Annotated in this window: 2 protein-coding genes and 1 pseudogene; 1 reads left to right on the top strand and 2 read right to left on the bottom strand. The window is 57.0% G+C overall.

All coding sequences use genetic code 11. The features are described 5' to 3' along the window. Positions 1–32 precede the first annotated feature (32 nt). The gene (locus AACS18_RS01400) at positions 33–725 is read left to right on the top strand and encodes a hypothetical protein (RefSeq protein ID WP_374956629.1); all 693 of its coding nucleotides are present in this window, start codon (positions 33–35) and stop codon (positions 723–725) included. 77 nt (positions 726–802) lie between these two features. On the opposite strand, the gene AACS18_RS01395 is transcribed toward AACS18_RS01400, so the two are convergent. Continuing rightward, positions 803–1,006, bottom strand: coding sequence for a hypothetical protein (locus tag AACS18_RS01395; RefSeq protein ID WP_108613507.1), 204 nt, complete (start codon positions 1,004–1,006; stop codon positions 803–805). 481 nt (positions 1,007–1,487) lie between these two features. Beyond that, positions 1,488–1,780, bottom strand: a pseudogene (locus tag AACS18_RS01390) (alpha/beta hydrolase); the annotation flags it as partial.

Genomic DNA, 1,780 nt, shown 5'->3' with positions numbered 1-1,780 from the left:
GGGTAGCTCTCCCTGTATCAGCCGACGAGCAGCTGCCGGCCGAATATCGCCCCTTTGTGCAGCAGTTGGTCGATGCGGCAGAAGCCCGGGATCATCAGGCCCTTGCCAACCAGATGAAGTACCCCTTCAAGCAGGAGTATCCCATTCCCGCCATCAAAACCCCGGCGGAGATGCTGACCCGTTTTGATGAGGTATTTGATGACGCCATTTTAACAAGCATCGCAACCTCCCGGGTCGGGCAGGATTGGCAGACCATGGGGTGGCGCGGCATCATGCTGGGTAGTGGCGAGGTCTGGATGGATTTTGATGGCAAGGTGATCGGTATCAATCATCAGACGGCGCAGGCCGCCAAATTGAAAGCCGAGCTTATCGCCAGGCAGAAGAGTGGTCTGCATCCCAGTGTGCAGGAGTACAAGAGCCCCGAGCTGATGTGGCAGACCGAGAAATTTATCATCCGCATCGACGAGCTGGACGATGGCCACTATCGCTACGCCTCCTGGGCCAAGGGCAAGACGCTCACCGACAAGCCGGATCTGGTGCTGAAAAATGGCACCGTCAGGGTGGAGGGGACGGGGGGCAATCATACCTACCTCTTCACGAGCGGCCCCTATCGCTACGAGTGCGTCGTCACCGTACTGGGTGAACGAGGCGTGCCACCGGGTGAGCTGGTGGTCTATAAAAACGACGTCGAGATAGTACACCAACCGGTGGTCAAGGTGCTGTGACAGCAAATCCACATAAAGAGAGATCAAAGAGCGGCCAGGTGCCGCTCTTTTGCTTTCGCTAACTGACAGATGATTCGCTAGCTTTGCGGCACCCTGACCCCTTTATCGAGATAGAGGCTGCTGTAGTTGGCCCTGTGGGTGATAAACATCACCTGATGGCGGCTGCCGTCGGAGAGGATAATAAAATCCCCCGCCTGGGCGGGGCTCTGCAAGGTGATCTCCTGCTCGGGGGCGGTCAGGCGATCGACATCTTCCTTGAAGGTGAGGGTGTAAGAGTACATATGGCGCTCCACTGCTGGCTCATATCAAACACTCCGTTGAAGGTAGTTGCTGGCAAGGGGGCGCGCGGCGCCCGATTGGCGCTGTTAGACCAAATATCAGCGGTGAGAACGTGCGTGGCTTCAGCCAGGTTGTTCTGCTGAGGTGCACTTTAGGCGTTTACATCAAGGCCATTGGTATCAAAAGAGATGGGAAAGGGGCGAAAAGGAGGATGAAAAAACCGCCAGTTGGCGGTTTTTCTTATGCGGTGGGCCCTACTTCAGGGCCTTCTTCAGCTTCTTGATCTTGCCTTCATGCTTGGCAATTTTCTCAAGACGAGCGGCGATCTTCTTCTTGATCTCTTTCTTGCTAGCTTTGGCCATCGGTGGCGCTCCTTTGCAGTGGGGACACATGAGGTGTCAGTGTGGGTCTTTCCTTTGACGTCCCAGAGTGCCACAGGGCTCCTTTGTGAACCAGCACTCTGTTGCTTTAATAGCCAGTTCGCTATAACTGCAAGGGGCTGAGCCAGCGCAGCAGTTGCTGGCCAACCTGCGGGTTGGCGAGCAGGGACATATGGCTGGTGCGATAGACAATCAGGGTATGGGCAGGAAGAAAAGCCAGCTGATGGCGCGCTTCGTTGTGCTGACCGAGGGCGCTGCGTAGCGGCACCAGTCCATCGCCAATTAGCCGGTCGGTCAGCAGGCTGCGCTTGTTAGCAGTGGTCGCGGCGATGGCATAGCAGTTGACGCCGCCGGGCAATGGGAGTGGCGCGCGTGGGTCCTGTGAGGGGACTGCGG

This window comes from Aeromonas sp. HMWF015 (genome assembly GCF_963878965.1).
In the GTDB taxonomy this organism is placed as follows: domain Bacteria; phylum Pseudomonadota; class Gammaproteobacteria; order Enterobacterales; family Aeromonadaceae; genus Aeromonas; species Aeromonas veronii.
This window is presented reverse-complemented; position numbering and strand designations above follow the sequence as displayed.

Excerpts from the sequence above, each read along its gene's own strand:
- AACS18_RS01395 (WP_108613507.1), bottom strand. The coding sequence starts at position 1,006 with ATGTACTCTTACACCCTCACCTTCAAGGAAGATGTCGATCGCCTGACC.